The sequence below is a fragment of the Bradyrhizobium sediminis genome, assembly GCF_018736085.1.
GTDB classification, from domain to species: Bacteria; Pseudomonadota; Alphaproteobacteria; order Rhizobiales; family Xanthobacteraceae; genus Bradyrhizobium; species Bradyrhizobium sediminis.
In genome coordinates this window covers 5,444,848-5,463,494 of sequence record NZ_CP076134.1, presented here as the reverse complement: position 1 = coordinate 5,463,494, position 18,647 = coordinate 5,444,848, and the positions used below count along the sequence as shown (strand labels likewise).

11 protein-coding genes are annotated in these 18,647 nt (G+C 63.1%); 6 read left to right on the top strand and 5 right to left on the bottom strand.

The window, feature by feature from the left end:
- Window positions 1-12: 12 nt before the first annotated feature.
- Both KMZ29_RS26125 and KMZ29_RS26120 read right to left on the bottom strand, forming a co-directional pair.
- On the bottom strand, window positions 13-4,494 hold the full coding sequence (locus KMZ29_RS26125) for an HTH domain-containing protein (RefSeq protein WP_215621855.1): 4,482 nt from the start codon (window positions 4,492-4,494) through the stop codon (window positions 13-15).
- A 349-nt stretch (window positions 4,495-4,843) separates the two neighbouring features.
- Window positions 4,844-7,099 carry a transglycosylase domain-containing protein gene (locus KMZ29_RS26120; RefSeq protein ID WP_215621854.1) on the bottom strand — a complete coding sequence of 752 codons (2,256 nt, stop codon included), beginning with the start codon at window positions 7,097-7,099 and terminating at the stop codon, window positions 4,844-4,846.
- A gap of 141 nt (window positions 7,100-7,240) precedes the next feature.
- Between KMZ29_RS26120 and KMZ29_RS26115 the strand changes: the two genes are divergently transcribed.
- The gene (locus KMZ29_RS26115) at window positions 7,241-7,666 is read left to right on the top strand and encodes a DUF1330 domain-containing protein (protein ID WP_215604064.1); all 426 of its coding nucleotides are present in this window, start codon (window positions 7,241-7,243) and stop codon (window positions 7,664-7,666) included.
- Window positions 7,667-7,735: 69 nt separating this feature from the next.
- Here the strand turns inward: KMZ29_RS26115 and KMZ29_RS26110 are convergent, their stop codons facing one another.
- A complete protein-coding gene (locus KMZ29_RS26110) occupies window positions 7,736-8,098 on the bottom strand; it encodes a DUF1304 domain-containing protein (RefSeq protein WP_215621853.1) in 363 nt (120 codons plus the stop codon).
- Between the two features lie 126 nt (window positions 8,099-8,224).
- Here KMZ29_RS26110 and KMZ29_RS26105 point away from each other — a divergent pair, with 126 nt between their 5' ends.
- Window positions 8,225-8,758 carry a methylated-DNA--[protein]-cysteine S-methyltransferase gene (locus tag KMZ29_RS26105; protein ID WP_215621852.1) on the top strand — a complete coding sequence of 178 codons (534 nt, stop codon included), beginning with the start codon at window positions 8,225-8,227 and terminating at the stop codon, window positions 8,756-8,758.
- Window positions 8,759-8,771: 13 nt separating this feature from the next.
- Here KMZ29_RS26105 and KMZ29_RS26100 read toward each other — a convergent pair whose 3' ends face one another.
- Entirely contained in the window at window positions 8,772-11,564 is a 2,793-nt protein-coding gene (locus tag KMZ29_RS26100; RefSeq protein ID WP_215621851.1) for a [protein-PII] uridylyltransferase, read from the bottom strand.
- Window positions 11,565-11,834: 270 nt separating this feature from the next.
- Here KMZ29_RS26100 and KMZ29_RS26095 point away from each other — a divergent pair, with 270 nt between their 5' ends.
- Window positions 11,835-12,344 carry an OsmC family protein gene (locus KMZ29_RS26095; protein WP_215621850.1) on the top strand — a complete coding sequence of 170 codons (510 nt, stop codon included), beginning with the start codon at window positions 11,835-11,837 and terminating at the stop codon, window positions 12,342-12,344.
- A gap of 154 nt (window positions 12,345-12,498) precedes the next feature.
- A complete protein-coding gene (locus KMZ29_RS26090; RefSeq protein WP_215621849.1) occupies window positions 12,499-13,296 on the top strand; it encodes a hypothetical protein in 798 nt (265 codons plus the stop codon).
- Window positions 13,297-13,426: 130 nt separating this feature from the next.
- Here the strand turns inward: KMZ29_RS26090 and mutS are convergent, their stop codons facing one another.
- Window positions 13,427-16,156, bottom strand: coding sequence for a DNA mismatch repair protein MutS (mutS, locus tag KMZ29_RS26085; RefSeq protein WP_215621848.1), 2,730 nt, complete (start codon window positions 16,154-16,156; stop codon window positions 13,427-13,429).
- Between the two features lie 205 nt (window positions 16,157-16,361).
- Here mutS and pcaF point away from each other — a divergent pair, with 205 nt between their 5' ends.
- Window positions 16,362-17,570, top strand: a complete 1,209-nt coding sequence (gene pcaF, locus KMZ29_RS26080) for a 3-oxoadipyl-CoA thiolase (RefSeq protein ID WP_215621847.1) — start codon at window positions 16,362-16,364, stop codon at window positions 17,568-17,570.
- A gap of 106 nt (window positions 17,571-17,676) precedes the next feature.
- Complete coding sequence (locus KMZ29_RS26075) at window positions 17,677-18,570, top strand: dioxygenase family protein (RefSeq protein WP_215621846.1); 894 nt, start codon at window positions 17,677-17,679, stop codon at window positions 18,568-18,570.
- The last annotated feature ends 77 nt before the right edge of the window (window positions 18,571-18,647 follow it).

Sequence of the window (18,647 nt, the reverse complement as noted above, 5' to 3'; positions counted from 1 at the left end):
TTGAGAGGAACTCTAGGCCCCATTCTGCCCCTCCACCCGACGCAATCCATCTTCGACGATTGACTTCACATCCTCAGACAGCTCGGTGTACAACTCCGGATCAGCCAGTCGTAGCGGTTCGAGCACCGCTTCTTCGTACCATCTCCAGTACTTTTGCTTGGTATCGTAGCTTACCTTTGAAGTTTGCATTGCCAAAGAAAGCACTTGGTTACGATACCGCGTTTTCATCTCCGCAATATCGCCCACTGCGCCATAAGACGGAGCCCAGTGACGTATATCGAACTGCTCCAGCAGCCAGGCGGCACGTGCCCGGGCCGCCACTTCATCGACACCATCGACCCACTGATCCTTTATTGTCGCAGCAAACGCCAGAGCCGTATTGCCTAACCAAGTCTGCTCTTTGGGCCACGCCAAACTTTCGGACATACGAGCGAGCAGGAGATTTTCTCGTATAGCCTTCAGCTCAGCTGTCTCGACCATGCGCCCATTCAATACTGAGGTGCGCGCAACAAGTGCGGACAGCTCCTCAGCCCGCAGCGGGACGAACGCAAATCCAGCGCGTCGCAACGCTGTAACGTACTCTTCAAATTCATTGTCATCTGAAGACATGAACGAGATGATGTCATAGCTCGACCACACCGGCCGCGTCCCGAAACTTCCCGAAATATTTCCATGCTGATTGAAATGCCTGTCATCGATTACGACAACATCAGCCATGTCAGCCGCGGACATCAGTTCAAATGTTGGGTGCTGTTGAAGCCGCGCTACGCCGTCGTCCTCGATCAAACTGCGTTGCGGAGCTACCTGTACTTTGCCTGAAGAAATCCCCTCAGCTAACTTTTTACGAATTTGTTCGAGCAATTCACTCGCGCGGTTGGTCAGATCCTCATGGCGGACGAAAGCATCGCCTTGAAGCAATTCGCTGGGTGAGGCAACGGCGGTGAAGCCAGCAGCTTTAATCTTTCCTAACAACCGCAAGTGTTGGAAGTATGTTACGGTCAATTCATCCAAGAACAGGGTCGCGCCGGGCTGAATTTGCACGGGCGTTGGCCAGGGTCGCTCCCGAAGTTTGAAATAGGCGCGCGCCCGCTGGTCTTCCGCCTGAGTGAGTTGACCTTGCTGGGCCAAAGCAGCCACTAGTTCCAGACAGCCGGACAAGTGTCCGGAGTAAGCGGTCAGATCGGCTTCTTCCTCCATGAGTGAGCCAATGCGGTGAACAGGCCAGGGCCTCACCACGACCCGCTGACGCCCATCATTCGCAGGAACCATGGCCTCCGCGATGAAGGCGGCTAAATCATCGCCAACTTCCGACGCAAGTTCTCGGTCAACGACGGCGGTTCCCTCAAATCGAACAATATGTCCAGACTCGAGCAGCGACTTGATTTCGCGAGCTTCAACGATCTTCCTTGGTTGATGAAATTGCAGCTTTTGCTTTTCTTCGAACAACCATCCTAGCGTCGCATGGGGAATAACGATCTTGTCGAACCAATTGAATGCTTTGTCGAGTGCACCCGTAACGGCCAATGATATAATTGTCGTGGGATCAAGTACGGCGCTTTTTGCTGTCGCACGGAAGAACTGTCTTGCGCCGCTATAGGCATAGACTACTGAACGTCGCCTTGGATCAGTCGCTTCGCTGTTCGCGATTGCTGGAATTAGATAAATTTGGAAGACACTACGACGTAGTAGGTGTCCCGCCGCAAAGATAGGAATATCTCCAGCATTCAGCTGTTCCCACGTGCGCTTCTCGCGTTGCTGCCAATCCGGGTCGAGATCAAGCATCTGCTTAAGTGAAAAACGCTGAACCGGACCGTCATCACCTGACAGATCGGCGGCTCGCTCAAGCCATCGAGCAGTTTCGTCGCTTTCCCAACCCGAACTGATGGCTGCTCCATAACAACCCGTGAGGACAGCCGGATCATCGGGCGCCCGAGATGCCGCCTCGAAAATGAGTTCCCGCGCCCTTGACGACCCCACATGAACGGCTAACTGCCCCGCCTGCAACAACTCCACCGCGCTGCGCTTTTCACGCGCCGCCCACTCCTCCTCGATGAACGAATTGAGTGAAGTCCAATCTCCGGATGATATCGCGATCGATACGAACAAGATTCGGTCGTTTGCTTCATCGCGTCTTGCTCGGAGCTTCTCGATTGCCTGTCTACTGGCGTTGATGTCGCCGGCCCGGTAAAATGACCAGGCCCGAATTGCTTCAAGAAAGGGGGACTGTGCGACGAAATCTGGATGCTGGTTTAATAATTGTAGGACCCCTTCATAATCTTTCGTTTCGAACATCGTTTGAGCGTAGATGCGGCACGCAGACAATCCGCGGGTCCGGTCAAAAAACGTCGCCGCATAGGGCGCTAATCGGCCCCATTCCTCCAGCTCGTTTAGCCTTTCGACAAGATTCGCCAGATCGGTTAGCGAGTCTGTTCTTCTGAATTCAACCTCTCTTGCTTCAACTGGATTCGCGCCTCGCGCCTCCGCGATTAATCGCCGTAAGCGGTCACGCTCGGACTCAGAAGCTTCACCATTGGGCCACTCCACGATTTTTTGCTCTGCCAAATCCGCCTGCCCCGAGCGAGCAAGTAGTTCAATCTCCATCGAGTAGACGAATGATGGATTAAGATGCTTGATCAGACGGTCGCGATACTTCGCGATGTAGTCAGCGCCTTCTTTCGGAGAGCCCTTGGTCAACGCAATACTTATGCGCGCAACAGCTACATCCGAATTGCCGTCTGATAGAGCGTCCTGCCGATCAATCTCTCTTTCGACCGCTTGTAGATCTAGCTTCAGCCCAAATTCCAGCGCGAGCGGAAGCCTCCGCAACTGCTCGGCTGGGTCCCGCATGCTGCGTTCCAATTGTCCTAGTGCCGCTCCTCTTGTAGTAGGGTCGCGCAACGCGATCCAAAGCGCGCGATCAGCAGCATCGCGGCTGGTGCGCAACAGACCCAACCCTGCTGCTGCTTCTGCTGCACGCTCAAACAACTCGCGTGCCTTCCGGCGCTGCTCCATCGAAGCAGCCGTGTCGTCCAACGGTATCGGGCTAACCTCAAATGGAGGCTGGAAAGCTACGAAGGCCTTCAGCTCGGTTGGTGCGGTCGACGCAAGTCGTGCGCTCGCGGCTACGTAAGCGAGAACCGGCGCCTCTCTGAAATCGTTGTCCGTCAACGCCTCTGCCGTCTTCAGGGCGCCTTCCCATGCGCCAGCATCGATCAGACGCTTCAACAAGAAGAACTTCCCGTCGGGAGCGATGGACCCAATCGAAAGCCCGGCATCGTCGAACCACTTGAGCGGGTCGCGCCCGCCTTTGGAGTTTATGACTATGATCAAAGAGGCGGCGCGCGCGTCGTTCGAATTGATCTCCGCTAATCGCTTCAATGCCTCGGGCTCGTTGCCCTCATATGAGAGAAGAAGCGCTCCGGCGATGGCGACGGCCTCCGTCGACAACAGTCGTTTCGCTTCGCCAAGAAGCCGTTGCGCATCTGATCTGTCTGTCTTTGCAGACAATAGCCTGGCGCACCATGCTAAGGCATCAGCTTTCACCTGGACCGAAGTACCGACTAGCTCTCCACTAAGAAGCTCGCTCGCCAGCCGTTCAGCATCCTCCAGATGCGTCGAGCCTTCGAAGAAACGCATTTGACGAAGCCGGGTAATCCGCTTGATCGTTTCGCCGTCCACAAGATAGCTGGGGATTAGCGGCTTTTGATGCGCTGTTTGACTTGTTGAAGAGAGCTTCTCCTCAATCCGAGTAAGCGTCGCAGCACTAGCGGCAGAATTCTGAGCGATGCCCTCAAGGAGATTGGCATCGGCAACCAAGGTTCTTCGATGCCCAATCGGCTTCTTCAATTGGTTGCGGATGTGGATGTAGATTTCGGATTGGCGGGAAGTCGGAGCGGTCAGCTCAAAGTGATCCGCATCAACCACTATTGGGATGGATAATGTTCCATCGCCGGCACTGTCGGGCTTAACCACTAATCCCCAGATCGAGGTGGAACGCCCCTCTATCAGGCTTTGTGTATCAATACCGTTTCGGGATACATATTGACGGAAGAATTCGTTTAAGTCTCGCAGATCGGGATCATTGCGTGCAAGGCCGAGCGAGGCAGCAGAAAGACGTGAAACAAAACTGAGCTTGCCACCGATCGTTGCCAAATCTGCGCCACGATGCGGAGTACCCAGGAATGTGACGCGACTAATTCGCTTTAGGAAGCTTCCGGCCTTCGCGTCGAATTCTGCCCTTTCGCTTGCAATGCGCAGCATCTGCGCAAACACCAGCCCACCAAAACTGTGAACGACGAACGCAATATCACCCGTCTCAAGACGCGGTTCGGCGAGCAACCGCGCGAGTAGATTATTCGCGCGGTCCGCTCGCGACATGCCGTGCCCCAACCAGTTTGAAGGCGCGGCATCGTACTCCGCGCTCCAGATGGCGAGGTTTTCAATCTCGTCAGAAAGCCAGAGCGGCCACTTCTCAGGTGGCTGTCCGCCCGACATCCAAAGAGGGCGTTTCTTCCGCCACCGGAGTCCGTGAAGGAAAAGGACGTGGCGTTCTATCGGGACTTCCTTTGAGAGTAGATGTAGGTCAGCCAGTGTCGCCTCCGAGCTAACGAACTCACGTTACGTAATCGCACAAATCGAAGCGAATTTCATCCGGGGCCACGCGTTATCCCGCTAGTTGCATCGATTGGGCATATATTGGCGCGCCGGCTTACCGTCGGGCTCTACCCGCTTCGCCTCGCGCAAGGTCATATTGAACCGTTCGTCGAGGCTCTCGCGTTAGGGTCCCGCCTGCGGGGTCGTTATCATTGCCCTGAACGCGGGTTCCTTCTTAACCGGTTTGGCTCTAGCGGTTGCCGCCGAACAGCCGATCCACCAGCCAGCCGTCAAGTCCTGCCGCCGCTTCCGGGCGCGTGTTCGGCGCTGGCGGCGCCGACGTGCGCGTCGGCGGCGGTCGATAGCCGCCACTGGACGGAACCGGCGCCAGCGGAACCGGGGCTTGCGCGAAAGGAGTCGGTCCGGATGGCGCGGAAGGCGCGCTGACCTGTGAGGCCGTCTGCATCAGGTTGGAGAGGAAGCCGGCCTGGCGCGAGTTCGGCAAGCCAGCGACCGGCACGCCCTGATGGGCCGCGCGCATGAAGCGGGTCCAGACCTCGACCGGCAAGCCGCCGCCGGTTGCCTTCCTGGTCGGTGAATTGTCGTCATTGCCGAGCCAGACGCCGGTCACGAGATTGGCGGTGTAGCCGATGAACCAGGCGTCGCGGAAATCCTGGCTGGTGCCGGTCTTGCCGGCCGCGGTCCAGCCCGGGATTTCCGCCTTGCGCGCGGTGCCGCTCAGCAAGGTCTCCCGCATCATCGTGTTCATCATCGCGACATGGCGCGGTTCGATCGCCTGGCCGAGCTGATCGGCGGGCCGCACGTACAGGACCTTGCCTTCGGAGGTGCGGATCCTGGTCACGACATGCGGTGTCGTCCCTTGGCCGCCATTGGCAAACGGCGCATAGGCGCCGACCAGTTCAGTCAGCGAGACGACCGAGGTGCCGAGCGCAATCGAGGCATTGGCGTCGAGCTTCGAGGAAATGCCGAGCCGGTGCGCGGTGCGCACCACATTCCTGGCCCCGACTTCGAGGCCGAGCCGCACCGCGACGGTATTGAGCGACATCGCCAGCGCCTGCGTCAGGGTCACGGAACCAAAATATTCGTGGGTATAGTTCTCGGGCCTCCAGCCCTTGACGTCGAGCGGCGCATCCTGCCGGATCGTCTCCGGCGTCAGTCCGGCCTCGATCGCGGTGAGATAGACGAAGGGCTTGAAGGCCGAGCCCGGCTGGCGCTTGGCGGTGACCGCGCGATTATACTGGCTCTCGGCGTAATTGCGCCCCCCCACCATGGCGCGCACCGCGCCATCCGGCGTCATCGCCACCAGCGCGCCCTGGCTGACATTGAACTTCACGCTCTTTGCCGCCAGCTCGTCGATGATGGCGGCTTCGGCGACGCTTTGCAGCTTCGGGTCGATCGAGGTTTCGACCACGATGTTCTGGTCGATCTGGCCGATCAGATCGTCGAGCACTTCGCCGATCCAGTCCGCCACATAATTGATGGTGCCGGCCCCTGCCGCCTTCACGTTGTAGGAGGGTTGCCCGATCGAGGCCTGCGCCTGCGCATCGGTGATGAATTTGGCGTCCGCCATCGCCGCCAGCACGGTCTGGGCGCGCTTCTCGGCGCCCTCCGGATTGCGGTTCGGAGCCAGCCGCGACGGCGACTTGACCAGTCCCGCCAGCATCGCGGCTTCCGCCAGCGTGACGTTCCTGGCGGATTTGCCGAAATAGCGCTGCGCGGCCGCCTCCACGCCATAGGCGCCAGAGCCGAAATAGACCCGGTTGAGATAGAGCTCGAGAATTTCCGATTTGGAATGCTTGCGCTCCAGCCAGAGCGCGAGTTCGACCTCCTGCAATTTGCGCTGCAGCGTGCGTTCCTGCGTCAGGAACAGGTTCTTGGCGAGCTGCTGGGTCAAGGTCGAGCCGCCCTGCGAGACGCCGCGATGCATGACGTTCGCCACCGCCGCGCGCGCGATGCCGACCGGGTCGACGCCGTAATGCGAATAGAACCGGCGGTCCTCGATGGCGATGAAGGCCTTCGGCAGATAGGGCGGCAGATCCTTCAGCGCGACATTGGTGCCGGCCATTTCGCCGCGCGTCGCCAGCACGCTGCCGTCGAAGCCGACAATCTGGATGGTCGGCGGCCGCTTCGGAATTTCAAGCGACTGGATCGCGGGCAGATGTGCGCCGACCCATACGACGACGCCGACCGCCGCGATGAAAGCCCACAGGCCGAGCACCGCCCCCCAGTAGAACAGGCGCGAGATGCCGCCGCGCGCACGGGCCTTCGATTTGCGCTTGCCGCTGCCCCGGCCGGGCCGCGCCTTGCGCTCGCGCGGAGCCTCGTCGCCGGCATCGGCGGCCTTGCGTTTGGAAGACGGCTTCTTCGGCTTGTCGTCGTCGGGGGCGACGCGATCCTGCGGGCTGAGGCGCAGTTCAGACAGCGCCGCGGCGAGCCCGAATTGCGGCTCCTTGCGTCCGCCGCTCTTTTTTCGTCCCCACGCCATACGCCAACGCCGCTCGCACCGGTCCCGCCGCACGCTAACGGCCGGAATTTAAGGGCCGGTTACGCAAAGATTAACGCGGGATTAGGAGGTGCGGCGGCGCGTGGTAAAAGTGGGCCAGTGCCAAGCGAAAAGGGAAGCTGCATGGGCCATATCGATCCGACCAAGGAAGTATTTGCGCAGTTCAGGGCCAATGATCGCCCGGGTCCGATTCACATGCTGAACCTGGTCCGGCTGCGGGAACGGGCGGCCTATCCCGACGGCCGCCAGGCCACCGGCGCGGAAGCCTATGCGGCCTATGGCCGGGAAAGCGGGCCGGTGTTCGAACGGCTGGGCGGCCGGATCGTGTGGCAGGGCCGGTTCGAATTGATGCTGATCGGGCCGGCGGACGAGCGCTGGGACCACTGCTTCATCGCCGAATACCCCAGCGTTGCCGCCTTCGCAGAGATGATTCGCGATCCGGTCTACCGGGAGGCGGTGAAACACCGGCAGGCGGCGGTCGAGGATTCGCGCCTGATCAGGCACGCGGTGCTGCCGGTCGGAAAGAGTTTCGGCGAAATTCCGAAGTAACACCTCAAGAAACCGAACGGCGGCCCCGAAAGGCCGCCGATCGCCAATGCTGGCTGCAGGCGGACGAACTTACGCCAGCCAGAGCAGGATCAATGCGACCGCGGCGGGGGCCGCCTGCACATACAAGATCCGGCGGCTGACGGTAGCCGCGCCGTAGGCGCCGGCCACGATCACGCAAAGCAGAAAGAACACCTTGATCTGGAACGCGAAGGCCGGAGCGCCGTGAAGCAGGCCCCAGGCAAGTCCCGCGGCGAGGAAGCCGTTGTACAGCCCCTGATTGGCGGCGAGCACGGCGGAATCGGCCGCCTTCTCCGGTGAATTCCGAAACGTCTTCAGGCCCAGCGGCTTCTGCCAGAGAAACATCTCCAGGATCAGAAAATAGACGTGCAGCGCGGCGACCAGCGCCACCAGCAGATTGGCGATAAAGATCATGTTGCCTCCCCCGAACAACCCACCGCGGGTTTCGGGTGGACGCTAACACGCTCGTCATGAAAGATGCGACGGTCCATCGCTGCGTCAGCCCGGAATGATGGCGCCCGAGACCCGCGAGAGGAGTCCATGCGCGCAAAGCCACCCGAAATCTTCGGCCTCGACCGGTTGCGAACGCCGATCGGAACGGCGTTGCTGGTCAGCGACGCCGACGGGGTTCTGCGCGCGCTCGACTGGGAAGATCACGAGCCGCGCATGAAGGCATTGCTGCGGCGGCAATACGGGACGGTGGTGCTGAAAGCGGCGCGGGCGCCTGCCGAGACCAGGGCCGCGCTGGCAGGCTATTTCAAGGGTGACCTCGCTCGTCTGAATGAAATCCACTGGCGCGTCGCCGGCACCCCGTTCCAGCGCAAGGTCTGGAACGCGTTGCCCGAAATTCCGCCCGGCGCCACCATGAGCTACGGAGAGCTGGCGGCGAAACTCGGCATGCCCAGGGCGGTGCGCGCGCTCGGGCACGCCAACGGCGCCAATCCCCTCAGCGTCGTCGTGCCCTGTCATCGTCTGATCGGAGCCAATGGTGCGCTGGTCAAATATGGCGGCGGCATCGAGCGCAAGCGCTGGCTGCTCGAGCACGAAGGCGTGGTGCTCGGCGCCTCTCCGTAGATGGGGATTCGTCTTACGCCGCGGGCTTGGCGACCGCGTCTTCGCTGGAGAGCAGGTGGATCAGCGCGCTCTTGATCGCGGCCTGCCGCGTCGGCGCGGTGATCTGCGCGCCGAGCAGGTCGGTGACGTAGAACACGTCGCGGGCGCGTTCGCCGAAGGTCGCGACATGGGCCGAGGCGATGTTGAGGTTGAGCTTCGAAATCGCGGTCGTCAGTTGATACAACAGGCCCGGCCGGTCGAGGCCGGACACCTCGATCACGGTGTAGCGGTCCGACCACTGGTTGTTGAGGGTGACTTCCGGCTCGACCACGAAGGGGCGCACCTTGCGTCCGGCGGCGCGGCGCGCCACCACTTCGGGCAGGCGCAATTTGCCTTCGAGTACGTCCTCGATCATCTCGCCGATCCGGGTCGCGCGCCGGCCCTCGTCCTCGTCGCGGTCGTATTCCCTCGATATCGCGATGGTGTCGAGCGCGCGGCCGTCGGTGGTGGTGTAGATCTGCGCGTCGACGATGTTGGCGCCCGCCGAGGCGCAGGCGCCGGCGATGATCGACAATAGCCAGGGATGGTCGGTGGCGAGAATGGTCAGTTCGGTGACGCCGCGCGCCTCGTCGAAGCCGACATTGATCGCCAGCTTGTGACCGGCTTGTTCGCTGGCACGCAGGAAGCGGGCATGGCGGATCTTGCGCGCCAGTTCGACCTTGAGCCAGTAGGCGGGATAGTGCCGCCCGATATAGGCGTTGAGTTCCTCCTCCGGCCATTCGGTGAAGGCCGCGCGAAACTCCCGTTGCGCCATCTCTATACGCTGTGCGCGATTGACCTCGGAGAAGCCGCCGGTCAGCACCGGCTCGGTTTCATAATACAGCGTGCGCAACAGCTGCGCCTTCCAGCCGTTCCAGACGCCGGGGCCGACGCCCCGGATGTCGGCGGTGGTCAGGATGGTCAACAGCTTCATCTGTTCGACCGACTGCACCACGGCCGCGAAGTTCTCGATGGTCTTGCGGTCGGAGAGGTCGCGCGACTGCGCCACCGTGGACATCGTCAGGTGCTGCTCGATCAGCCAGGCGATCAGTTCGGTATCGGCGGCGCTGAAGCCGAGCCTCGGGCACAGCCGCCGCGCCACCTTGGCCCCGGCGTTCGAATGATCCTCGGGACGGCCCTTGGCGATGTCGTGCAGCAGCGTGGTGATGTAGATCACCGCGCGGTGCTCGGGTTGAATCTTGCGCATCAGGTCGCTGGCGACGGTGAACTCGTCGTTGCCGCCGCGCTCGATGTCCTGCAGGTAACCGACGCAGCGCAACAGATGCTCGTCGACCGTGTAGTGGTGATACATGTTGAACTGCATCATCGACACGATCTTGCCGAAGGCGCGGATGAAATGACCGAGTACGCCGGTCTCGTTCATGCGCCGCAGCACGATTTCCGCGTCGTTCGACGTCAGGATCTCCATGAACAGCCGGTTGGCTTCGGGATTTTCGCGCAGCGGCGTGTTGATGAGCTTCAGCGACCGCGTCACCGTGCGCATGGCATCCGGGTGGAAGGCGAGATTGTTCTTCTGCGCCAGCCGGAAGATCCGGATCAGGTTGACGGGGTCGTGCTTGAAGACGTCGGGCGCAGCGAGATTGATGCGGTTGTTGTCGATGATGAAATCGTCGCTCTCGGGCACCCGCCGGCGGTGGTTGGAAGGCCGCAGGCGCGCCATCACGCGGCTCAGCACCGGCGCCGGTTTGGCCTGCTGGTCTTCCAGCTTGGCGCACAGGATCGCGGTGAGATCGCCGACGTCCTTGGCGACCAGGAAGTAGTGCTTCATGAAGCGTTCGACATCCTGCATGCCGGGATGCGAGGTATAGCCGAGGCGGATCGCGATTTCGCGCTGCATGTCGAACGACAGCCGCTCCTCGGCGCGGCCCGAGAAGAAATGGATGTTGCAGCGTACCGACCAAAGAAAGTCGGCGCAGCGGCGGAAGGTGCGGTATTCCTGGGCGTCGAACACGCCGCGTTCGACCAGTTCGTTGACCTCGCGCACGCGGTAGACATATTTCGCGATCCAGAACAGCGTATGCAGGTCGCGCAATCCGCCCTTGCCGTCCTTGACGTTGGGCTCGACCAGATAGCGCGACTGGCCGGCGCGGCGGTGCCGCTCCTCACGTTCGGCCAGCTTGGCGGTGACGAATTCGGCCGCGGTGCCCTGCACCACTTCCTTGTCGAACCGCTCCACCAGTTCATCGTAGAGCGGCTGGTCCCCGGTCAAGAACCGGGTCTCGAGTATGGCGGTGCGGATCGTCATGTCGCCGCGCGCCTGCCGGATCGATTCGTCGACCGAACGGGTGGCGTGGCCGACCTTCAATCCCATGTCCCACAGGCAATACAGAATGGCCTCGGCGACCTGCTCGCCCCAGGCGGTCTGCTTGTAGGGCAGGATGAACAGCAGATCGATGTCGGATTCCGGCGCCATCAGCCCGCGGCCATAGCCGCCGGTGGCGACGACTGCCATGCGCTCGGCGCCGGTGGGCACCTGTGAGCGATAGAGATGGCGGGTAGCCGCGGAATACAGGATGCGGATGATCTCGTCCTGGACGAAGCACAGCCGTTCGGCGCAGCGCCGTCCGTGACGATCCTTCAGCAGCACCGCCTGTGCCACCGCGCGCGCCTCGACCATCTCGGCCTTCAGCAGTTGCGCCACACTGGTGCGGAAAACGTCCTCGCGGCCGGAATGCTTTGCGGCGAGCGCGTCGACCGCCGCCGTGATCCTCGCGGTATCGAAACGGTCGTCGGCGACAGAAGGGGTCGGGGTCACAACGCTGTCCATGGCTTAACCGGATAACGGACGACGCCAGCGCTGTCACGGGAGATTCCAGGAGATAACGGCAGGTCCATGCTGCTTTGCTCCGGCTCTCGACCAAGCCGCCCTCGCCACCAGGCGCGGGGTGTATGCATCTTTGCGCCATGCCGCGAATTAACTTATTGAAACAAAACGAATTTTCAAGGCTGGCGGAAATCGTGCCGCCGGCGGGAATGGTGACATCCGCCCGCCGACCCGGTACATCAAGCAGGCAATGATATCGGGGAGGGAAGAAAAATGGACGCCGCCAAACTCCGCGCCACCCAGGCTCCGATCAAGGAGCGTTACAAATCCGATCCGAAGGCCGCGATGATCAGGCTGACCGCGAGGGGCTCGATCGAAAACGAGGGCATCGCCTGCAAGGTCGAGACCGGCCGCGCGCTGGCGGTGGCCGGCCTGCACCCGGCGACCGGCGGCTCCGGACTTGAACTGTGCTCCGGCGACATGCTGCTCGAAGCCCTGGTCGCCTGCGCCGGCGTGACGCTGAAATCGGTGGCGACCGCGATCGAGGTGCCGCTCAGGAAGGGCGACGTCACCGCCGAGGGCGATCTCGATTTCCGCGGCACGCTCGGCGTCGACAAGGAGGCGCCGGTCGGCTTTGCCGAGATTCGCCTGAAGTTCGAGGTCGAGACATCAGCGCCGCAGGACAAGCTCGATCTGCTCCTGAAACTCACCGAGCGCTATTGCGTGGTGTATCAGACCATCAAGAACGGCCCGAAGGTTTCGGTGTCGATGCAAAGAGTGTGAGCGAACCAACTATCGTCGTCCCGGCGAACGCCGGGACCCATACTCCGTGCTCTCTCATTCCAGGAAATGCTGTTCGACGGCTTTCGTGCAATACGAACGGCTGTGGTTATGGATCCCGGCCCGCGCTTCGCTTGGCCGGGACGACGGTTTGAAAATGTCCCCCGATCTCGCTTTCATCCTTATGCTCGGCTTCCGCATGGCGATCACGGCTGCGTTCGTGGTCACGGCGTCCGTCATCACCGAACGTTCGGGGCCGGTGATCGGCGCGCTGGTCGCGACCTTGCCGATTTCGGCGGGGCCATCCTACGTCTTTCTCGCGCTCGACCACGATGCTGATTTCATCGCCGAAGGCGCGCTGGCGAGCCTGCCGATCAACGCCGCGACGATCTTTCTCGGCCTGACCTATGTCGTGCTGGCGCAGCGGCGGAGCGCGCTGGTTTCCTGCGCGGTTGCGCTCGCGGTGTGGATCGCGCTCGCCTCCGTCATCCGCATGTTCCAGTGGACGCTTCTCGCCGGACTGATCGCCAATGCCGTCACCTTTGCGATCTGCGTGCCGCTGTTGCAGGGCTATCGCCACGTCAAAATGCCGCTGATCACGCGGCGCTGGTACGACGTTCCGTTGCGCGCCGGACTGGTCGCGACGCTGGTAGCGACGGTGGTCACGACATCGGGCTGGGTCGGCCCCAGGATCAGCGGCATCATCGCGCTGTTCCCGATCGTGTTCACCAGCCTGATGCTGATCCTGCATCCGCGCATCGGCGGTCCGGCGACCGCCGCTGTCATCGCCAACGGCGCCTGGGGCCTGATGGGATTTGGCATTGCGGTTGCCGTGCTGCACCTCGCCGCACTTCGCTTCGGCTCGACGGTCGCCCTCAGCCTGGCGCTGACGACCTGCATCGGCTGGAATCTCGGCTTGTGGTGGTGGGGGCGGCGGAAGCTGGTGCGCCAATAGACCCTCATGGTGAGGAGCGCATCTTCCCGGCAGCGCTTGCGCTGTCCGGCGCGCGTCTCGAACCATGAGAGCCCCGCTGCATCCATCCTTCGAGACGCGCGCAAGAGCGCGCTCCTCAGGATGAGGGCTGTTACTGCTTCGGCAGTTTCGCCTTCAGCGCATACAGCGCCTCCAGCGCCTCGCGCGGCGACATTTCGTCGGGATGCAGCGCCCTGACGGCTTCGATCAGTTGTTCGGCCTCGCTCGGCGGCGCGGGTTCGGCTGAGGCGCGGGACGGTACCGCGAACAGCGGCAGGTCGTCGGCGAGCGCGCGCGCGGTCTGGCCGCGGTCCTGCGCCTCGAGCTTTGCGAGCACAGACTTCGCGCGCGCGATCACAGGCGCGGGGAGGCCAGCGAGCTTCGCCACCTGGATGCCGTAGGAGCGGTCGGCCGAGCCCGGCAGCACCTCGTGCAGGAACACGACGTCGCCCTGCCATTCCTTGACCCGCACCGTGGCGTTGAACAGCCGCGGCAGCTTGGCCGAGAGCGCGGTCAGCTCGTGATAATGCGTCGCGAATAGCGCGCGGCAGCGGTTGGCCTCATGCAGATGCTCGATCGCCGCCCAGGCGATCGACAGCCCGTCGAAGGTCGCGGTGCCGCGGCCGATCTCGTCCAGGATCACCAGCGAGCGCTCGCTGGCCTGATTGAGGATCACGGCGGTCTCCACCATCTCCACCATGAAGGTGGAGCGGCCGCGCGCCAGATCGTCGGCAGCACCGACCCGCGAGAACAGCCGGTCGACGATGCCGATGCGCGCACGCGTCGCCGGCACGAAGCTGCCGGTCTGCGCCAAGAGAGCGATCAGCGCGTTCTGGCGCAGGAAGGTCGATTTACCCGCCATGTTGGGACCGGTGATCAGCCAGATCTGACCGGACTTTTGCGCCGGTCCGGGGGAAAGATCGCAGGCGTTGGCGATGAACGGCTGGCCGTCGCGCTTCAATGCCTGCTCGACCACCGGATGCCGGCCGCCTTCGATGGCAAAGCCGAGCGAGCCATCGACCTCGGGCCGCACGTAGTTGTCGTCGACCGCGAGCTTGGCCAGCGCGGTTGCGACATCGAGCAGCGCAAACGCGTGCGCGGCGGCGCGCAAATCGTCGCTGGCGGCCATCACGTCAGCCGAAAGCCGCTCGAAGATCTCCAGCTCCAGCCCGAGCGCGCGGTCGCCGGCGTTGGCGATCTTGGCTTCGATCTCGCCGAGTTCCGAGGTGGTGAAGCGGACCTGTCCGGCCAGGGTCTGGCGGTGGATGAAGGTCGCATTCAGGGGCGGCGCCATCAGCTTGTCGCCGTGTTGCGCGGTGACCTCGACGAAATAGCCGAGCACGTTGTTGTGGCGGATCTTCAGGCCCTTGATGGAGGTATCGTCGGCGTAGCGTGCCTGCATCGCGGCGACCACGAGGCGCGAAGCGTCGCGCAGATTGCGGGCCTCGTCGAGTGCGGCCTCATAGCCTTCGCGCACGAAGCCGCCGTCGCGCTTGATCAGAGGCAGCTGTTCCGAAAGCGCGCGCTCGAATTCGCGCGCCAGATCGCGCGACGGGCGGCGCAGCGCCTCCATGATCCCGGCGATCTCCGGCGGCGGATTATCGAGCCGTGCAAGCCGCGCCAAGGCCTCATCGGCCGCAACAATACCGTCGCGCAAACCGGCGAGATCGCGCGGGCCGCCGCGTCCGACCGACAACCGCGCCAGCGCGCGCGACATGTCGGGCGCCGCGCGCAAGCTGGCGCGGAGTTCGTCGCGCGCGGCGCTGTCGGCGACGAAGGTGGCGATGGCATCGAGCCGCCGGGCAATCGCGGCGCTGTCGGTGAGCGGCGCCGCCAGCCTCTGCGCCAGCAGGCGCGATCCGGCCGCGGTCACGGTGCAGTCGATGGCGTCCAGCAGCGATCCGCGCCGCTCGCCCGAAAGCGTCCGCGTCAGTTCGAGATTGGCGCGGGTGGCGGGATCAATCGCCATGGTCGTGCCGGCAGCCTCGCGCGACGGCGGCGACAGCGGCGGGCGCTTTCCGACCTGGGTGCGGTCGATATAGGTCACCGCGGCGGCCGCAGCGGTGGCTTCGAGCCGCGACATCGCGGAAAGGCCGTCCATGGTGGCGACCGCGAAATAGTCGCACAGCCGCCGCTCGGCGGTGGCGCCGTCGAAGAAGTCGCGGGTCAGCGGCGTCACCGCCGGCAGTTCGCGTAAAGCAGGCCCCAGTTCCGGATCGCCATAGAGCGCATCGGTGACGATGGCCTCATTGGGATTGATGCGCGCCAGGGTCGCCGCGAGTTCGCCGGTGGAACATTCGGTGACGATGAATTCCGCGGTCGAAATGTCGATCCAGGCCAGCCCGATGCGGTCGGCGCCCGCCGATCCGCGGGCGCGTGCGATCGCCAGCAGGTAGTTGTTGGCCTTGGCGTCGAGCAGGGTGTCTTCGGTCAGCGTGCCCGGCGTCACCAGCCGCACCACGCCGCGGCGGACCACGCTCTTGTTGCCGCGCGCCCGCGCCGCCGCCGGATCCTCGGTCTGCTCGCAGACCGCGACGCGATGTCCTGCCTCGATCAGCCGATGCAGATAGTCCTCGGAACGCTCCACCGGCACGCCGCACATCGGGATATCCATGCCCTGGTGCTTGCCGCGTTTGGTCAGCACGATGCCGAGCGTGCGTGAGGCGATTTCGGCGTCCTCGAAGAACAGCTCGTAGAAATCACCCATCCGGTAGAACAACAGCAGCCCGGGATGGGCGGCCTTGATTTCCAGATATTGTTCCATCATCGGCGTGACGCGCGCCGCCGCCTCGGCAGGCGGCTGAGCGTCTTGTGGCACGGGAATGGATTGCTGGATCGTCATCGGGTGCGGAAACTACAAAATTTTGGCCCGCGGTCCTATCGGTTTGGCCCTGCATTACGCGTTTTCCACGTTCTCCGCTGCCCCTCTCCCGCAAGCGGGAGAGGGGCGATAGAGCCGTCAATTGACCTGCCGCGGCCTCGCTCCTAAAACTCGCCGTCAATTCCGGCAATCAGCGCCGAAAACGCGGCATTCAGGGAGAGAGTAGATGCGCGATGTGTTTGTTTGCGATGCCGTACGGACCCCGATCGGCCGCTTCGGAGGTTCGCTGGCCAAGGTCCGCGCCGACGACCTGGCGGCGACCCCGATCAAGGCCCTGATGGCGCGGCATCCCAGGCTCGACTGGGCTGATGTCGATGAGGTCTATTTCGGCTGCGCCAATCAGGCCGGCGAAGACAACCGCAACGTGGCGCGGATGGCGCTGCTGCTGGCCGGGCTGCCGGAATCGGTTCCCGGCCTCACGCTCAACCGGCTCTGCGCCTCGGGGCTCGATGCCGTCGGCGCTGCCGGCCGCGCGATCCGTGCCGGCGAGATCGACTTCGCCATCGCCGGCGGCGTCGAATCGATGACGCGGGCGCCGTTCGTGATGGGCAAGGCATCGGAAGCGTTTTCGCGTTCCGCCGAAATCTTCGACACCACCATCGGCTGGCGCTTCATCAATCCGCTCTTGAAAGCGCAATACGGCGTCGACGCCATGCCGGAGACCGGCGAGAACGTCGCCGAGGAGTTCCAGGTATCGCGCGCCGACCAGGACGCGTTCGCGATCCGCTCGCAGCAGCGCGCGGGTGCGGCGATCGCGTCGAGTTATTTCGCCGAGGAAATCACGGCGGTAGTGGTTCCCGGCGGCAAGGCCGGACCGGTCAGCATCGACAAGGACGAACATCCGCGCCCCGAAACCACGCTCGAAGGTTTGACAAAACTGAAGCCGATCGTGCGCAATCCCGGCACGGTGACGGCGGGCAATGCCTCCGGCGTCAATGACGGCGCCGCCGCGATGATCCTGGCTTCCGAAGCCGCGGTGAAGAAGCACGGGCTGACGCCGCGGGCCCGCATTCTCGGCCTCGCCTCGGCCGCAGTGCCGCCGCGCATCATGGGCATCGGCCCGGTGCCGGCGACCCGCAAGCTGATGGAGCGGTTAGGGCTGAAGATCAGCGATTTCGACCTGATCGAACTCAATGAAGCCTTCGCTTCGCAGGGCATCGCCTGTCTTCGGCAATTGGGCGTCAAGGACGACGCCGATTTCGTCAATCCGCATGGCGGCGCCATTGCGCTCGGCCATCCGCTCGGCATGAGCGGCGCGCGCCTCGCCATGACCGCGGTGCACGGCATGGAAAAGCGCGGCGGCAAGCGCGCGCTGGCGACGATGTGCGTCGGCGTCGGCCAGGGCGTCGCGATGGCGATCGAGAAGCTGAACTGACGGCGGCTACCGAAAGCGTCATTGCGAGACGCCTGGCATCGGGCGGCGGTTTGCGTCGGCCCGTTGGCTCGCAATGCCGGCGCCGCCGTCGTCCAGGGAGTGCGGAATGATCATCGAGCGTCAGCAGGCCGTCACGGTTGCGGCAACATCCGTGATGGAGAGGACTTCCGACCCGCGGCTGCGTGAAATCATGGTGTCCCTCGTCAGGCACCTGCATGGCTTTATCCGCGACGTCCGCCTGACCGAGGCGGAATTCCGCGAAGCCACCGCCATTCTGGCGGAGATGGGCAAGCTCACGACCGACACCCATAATGAAGTCGTGCTGATGGCCGGTTCGCTCGGGGTCTCGTCGCTGGTCTGCCTTCTGAACAATGGCGATCAGGGCAATAGCGAGACGGCGCAGTCGCTGCTCGGGCCGTTCTGGCGGCTGAATTCGCCCAGGGTCGAGAACGGCGGGTCGATCGTCCGGTCCGATACGCCGGGTGTGCCGCTCTTCGTCAACGGGCGCGTGGTGGACCCTGCCGGCCGTCCGGTGGCTGAAGCCGAAGTGGACGTGTGGCACGCCTCGCCGGTCGGTCTTTACGAAAACCAGGATCCCGAACAGGCGGAGATGAACCTCCGCGGCAAGTTTACGACGAACGCCGACGGATGCTTCTGGTTTCGCACGGTGATGATGACGGGTTACCCGATTCCGGCCAACGGCGTCGTCGGCCGTTTGTTGAAGCTGCAGAACCGGCATCCCTTTCGGCCGGCGCACCTCCACGCGCTGATTTTCAAGCCGGGTTTCAAGGTTCTGATTTCCCAGGTCTATGATCCCGCCGACCCGCACATCGACAGCGACGTGCAGTTCGGCGTAACCAAGGCGCTGATCGGCAATTTCGTGCGTCATGAAGAGCCCCATCCGACGAAGGCCGATGCCGGCACGCCCTGGTACTCTCTCGAGTACGTCTACAGGATGGAAACAGGCGAGGCCGTGCTTCCGCGTCCGCCTATCAAGTAACACTGCGACGAGTTCATCCACGGGAATCCGGGCTGCCCATGATATTCCTCGATTGCGTCTCCCGGATTTCTGCGCGG

Bases quoted from the DNA above. Each gene is read 5' to 3' on its own strand.
- KMZ29_RS26105 (WP_215621852.1), top strand. From the start codon at position 8,225: ATGCGCGCAAAGCCACCCGAAATCTTCGGCCTCGACCGGTTGCGAACG.
- KMZ29_RS26125 (WP_215621855.1), bottom strand. From the start codon at position 4,494: ATGTCGGGCGGACAGCCACCTGAGAAGTGGCCGCTCTGGCTTTCTGAC.
- pcaF (WP_215621847.1), top strand. From the start codon at position 16,362: ATGCGCGATGTGTTTGTTTGCGATGCCGTACGGACCCCGATCGGCCGC.
- KMZ29_RS26095 (WP_215621850.1), top strand. From the start codon at position 11,835: ATGGACGCCGCCAAACTCCGCGCCACCCAGGCTCCGATCAAGGAGCGT.
- KMZ29_RS26090 (WP_215621849.1), top strand. From the start codon at position 12,499: ATGTCCCCCGATCTCGCTTTCATCCTTATGCTCGGCTTCCGCATGGCG.
- KMZ29_RS26110 (WP_215621853.1), bottom strand. From the start codon at position 8,098: ATGATCTTTATCGCCAATCTGCTGGTGGCGCTGGTCGCCGCGCTGCAC.
- KMZ29_RS26100 (WP_215621851.1), bottom strand. From the start codon at position 11,564: ATGGACAGCGTTGTGACCCCGACCCCTTCTGTCGCCGACGACCGTTTC.
- mutS (WP_215621848.1), bottom strand. From the start codon at position 16,156: ATGACGATCCAGCAATCCATTCCCGTGCCACAAGACGCTCAGCCGCCT.
- KMZ29_RS26075 (WP_215621846.1), top strand. From the start codon at position 17,677: ATGATCATCGAGCGTCAGCAGGCCGTCACGGTTGCGGCAACATCCGTG.
- KMZ29_RS26120 (WP_215621854.1), bottom strand. From the start codon at position 7,099: ATGGCGTGGGGACGAAAAAAGAGCGGCGGACGCAAGGAGCCGCAATTC.
- KMZ29_RS26115 (WP_215604064.1), top strand. From the start codon at position 7,241: ATGGGCCATATCGATCCGACCAAGGAAGTATTTGCGCAGTTCAGGGCC.